Source organism: Okeania sp. SIO2F4 (assembly GCF_010672385.1).
Lineage (GTDB): Bacteria > Cyanobacteriota > Cyanobacteriia > Cyanobacteriales > Microcoleaceae > Trichodesmium.
The window spans coordinates 1-3704 of record NZ_JAAHGT010000948.1 but is presented as its reverse complement, the minus strand read 5'-3'; the positions used below and the strand labels follow the sequence as shown (position 1 = coordinate 3704).

The 3704-nt window shown below is 39.3% G+C and carries 2 protein-coding genes; both read right to left on the bottom strand.

From position 1 onward, the window contains the following. A partial coding sequence (rodA, locus tag F6K22_RS35405) for a rod shape-determining protein RodA (protein WP_293109221.1) occupies positions 1 to 1166 on the bottom strand: 1166 nt, incomplete at its 3' end. A 1190-nt stretch (positions 1167 to 2356) separates the two neighbouring features. Beyond that, positions 2357 to 3520 (bottom strand): GuaB3 family IMP dehydrogenase-related protein, encoded by a 1164-nt coding sequence (locus F6K22_RS35400; protein WP_293109219.1) that lies wholly within the window; start codon positions 3518 to 3520, stop codon positions 2357 to 2359. Positions 3521 to 3704 lie beyond the last annotated feature (184 nt).

Below are 3704 nucleotides of genomic sequence, written 5' to 3'. Positions count from 1 at the left end.
CTAAGTAAAGGTAATGGGATACCAGTCACAGGAGCCAAACCAATATTCATACCAATATTTACAAAAACTTGGAAGATCAACATTGATAATACTCCAATAGCTATGAGAGAACCAAAATTATCTTGAGCAGTCTGAGCAATAATCACCAATCGCATACAAATAAACCAAAAAGCCAAGAGTACGAGAAGACAACCAATAAAACCCAATTCTTCACCGATAGCTGAGAAGATAAAATCTGTATGCTGTTCCGGGATAAAGTTCAATTGAGTTTGAGTACCTTGATATAATCCCCTACCAAAAAGTTGTCCAGAGCCAATAGCAATGCGAGATTGGATCAGATGATATCCTGTACCTAAAGGGTCTTGTTCTGGATTAAGAAATCCTGTTAATCGGTCTTTTTGATAGTCTTTCAACAAATCCCATAATATTTGCCCAAGGTTTCCAGATAGAATATTAATCCCCCCAACTACTGGAAACCATAACCAACCCCAAGGCAAACTCCGCCAAGCGATTAATGCCATCAAAGTTATCCAGGCAACCCAAGCAGGAAAATAAATGCTGTAAAGGATAGCTGAGAAAATGGGAGAGACAAGTAATATTAACCAGCCAGGATTAACATTACCCCAGTAAAGCATTCCCATAGTAATTGAAGCAAATATTAAGGAAGTGCCGAGATTAGGTTCTAAAAAAACTAATAACCAAGGTACTGCTGTAATTATCAGAACTTTAAAAAAGTCGAATAGCTTTACCCTGGTCATAGAAGAAAGTATTGCTGCCAAGGTAATAATTACCCCAACCTTGGCAAACTCTGATGGTTGAACATGGAAGCCAGCAACATTAATCCATCTTTGCGCCCCTAAGGCTGAAGTACCAATGATTTGTACCGCTATCAAAGAGATATTGGTCAAAATGTAAATTACCCATTTCCAGTTAACTAAGAATTCATAACGACAACGAGCAATAATTAAGGCCAAAATTAAGCCGACTCCTCCTGTGAGCCAATGCTGCCACCAATCTGTTAGCCCCTGGTTTCTTTCCACACTTTGGATCATAACTCCACCAAAGATAGTCATTCCTATATAAACCAATAGCAGAGACCAATCTATATTTCGCCAGTTTGAAAGTGGGGATTTTCGGCGATTTCTTAAAACTAATTTCTGTGTCATATTGTAATGTTGGGATAATTTAGACTCTAGAATATTCTTGATAGTTAATACATCTACTTAAGTCGAATCTCTGCATAAATTGAATTTTTATTAGGACTTACGCACAGACCACAGATATAGCGTGAAAAACTATAACGTTATAGTTTTTGAACTCTATACATAGTAGCTTTGCCTAAGTTCTGTTTATTTGACAACTGAATAACTTATAACTGAAATGACGGTTTGGATGTTTTACCCTATACAGGGTTTAAGCCAGTAGTCATGTCCAAAGCCCAAAAATCACTCTTGACTTATAAGTTTTGACTTCTGACTCCTAACTTCCAGCCTACTCAGCATCTATATCAGGAGAAACCTGTTAATAAAAACCGCCACAAACTCAAAAACCTAATTAGGGTTTGCTTATGGAAGTCTATTAGTGAAGGAAAGGGACAGGGAACAGGGAACAGTTTAGACTATCCACTACGGCCAAATTTTCAGCCTTGTCAGGGTCAAAACTTTACCATTTTGAGACTAAAACAGCTAAAAACCAGGAACTTTTTTCGAGCCTAAAAGGCTATAACCTTGATTTATCAACGCTTTGATATTTAATCAGCAAGCCCTAATTAAGGGAATAGCAGAAAATAAATTATCCCAATTTTTGTACTAATCGCCTTAAATGCTTACTCCCTACTCCCTTACTTTTTCAATTTCTTGCCTACTCCCTACTCCCTTGTTTTCATAGCTAATGGGATAATTTGGTAGTGCGTCAAGGAAGTCTGGGAAGACGTCCGAAAATAGAAGGAATAATTGTAATGCGTAACTCTATTGTGCAAGTCTGCCTTTTATCCTAACTTTTTGGTCTTAAAGGCTGAATTCTTTGCACTTTTTTCTCATCTGGGCGCTCAACCTTTAGATATAAGTGCTTTTAGATTAGATCGGCCTACCCTACTTACTTATCCCACACTTTGTTGATGCACAACCGATAATTTTTTATTTGGAAGTCCTTAAACTTAAGTTACCAAAGGAACCGCCCGAACTTAAAAAGTCCGGGCGGATTGTGGTGTGAGGAGTGAACGGAAACATAATATCTCCGCTTTCTCTATTGTGACATTTCCTTTCAGATAATTCCAGGATAATCGATAAATTTCAAAACTACTTCACAAATTTTGTCAAGGGTATGAGATATCTTGAGCTTTCTTAAGTAAGTAAATCTACTTACCCATTCCCAATTTTTGGGCTTTTTGATAAACTTTACCCTCAGTTAATAAGGAAGGAGCAATTACCACCTCAACCTGTTGCATTTCCTTCAAATCCTTAGCACCCAAAGTTCCCATGCTAGTCTTGAGAGCGCCCAACAAATTATGAGTCCCATCATCCAATTGTGCCGGGCCACACATAATTTGCTTTATGGTTCCAGTTGTACCTACCTGAATCCGAGTGCCACGAGGCAATACTGGACTAGGAGTAGCCATGCCCCAATGATAACCACGTCCAGGAGCTTCAGCTGCCCTGGCGATGGGTGAACCAATCATCACACTATCAGCACCACAAGCAATACATTTACAAATATCACCACCAGTAATCAAACCCCCATCAGCAATAACTGGCACATAATTTCCTGTTTGTTGGTAATAATCATCTCGTGCTGCAGCACAGTCTGCTACTGCTGTTGCTTGGGGAACTCCAACACCTAAAACACCGCGAGATGTGCAAGCTGCACCTGGGCCAATACCTACTAGCACTCCTGCGGCTCCTGCTTTCATCAAATTTAAAGCTACTTCATAAGTAACACAGTTACCCAAAATTACAGGCATAGGCATTTCTTGACAAAATTGAACCAAGTCAAGAGTTGGTAGTGATTCAGATGAGAGAAATGCAGTTGAAACAACCGTTGCCTGGACAAAAAATAAGTCTGCACCAGCATCAGCAACTACTTTCCCATATTTCATTGCTCCCGCAGGAGTTAAACTTACTGCTGCAATACCACCTTGGCTTTTTATTTCCTTAATTCTCTGAGAAATTAATTCTGGTTGGATTGAGGTTGCATAAAGTTCCTGCATCAGAGTCACAAATTTATCTTTACCAACAGACCTAATTTTTTCTAAGATTGGCTCTGGGTCAGCATAACGAGTTTGAATACCTTCTAGGTTTAGAACTCCCATGGCCCCTAAGTTTGATAGGAGAATAGCCATTTGGACATCAACTACTCCGTCCATTGCACTAGCAATGATGGGAATTTCTTTTTCAATACCACCAATGCTCCATCTAGTATCTGCTAAATTTGGATCGAGTGTACGTTGCCCAGGAACTAAGGCAATTTCATCGATTCCATAAGCTCTACGAGCTGTTTTTCCACGTCCAATAATTATATCCACTGCTTTTACCAACTCCCAAGACCATTTTAGTTAGGGTATCAAATTAAGAGGAGCATTGGTCATTTCAGTTATCAGTTAGTCTCCTGGGTCGTAACTGGGTTTTTCATGTCGCGTAGCGAAACAGTTATCAGTACCTCCAGTACATAGTTATGCTTTACCGAAAAATTGTGGTAACTAGCCTCCA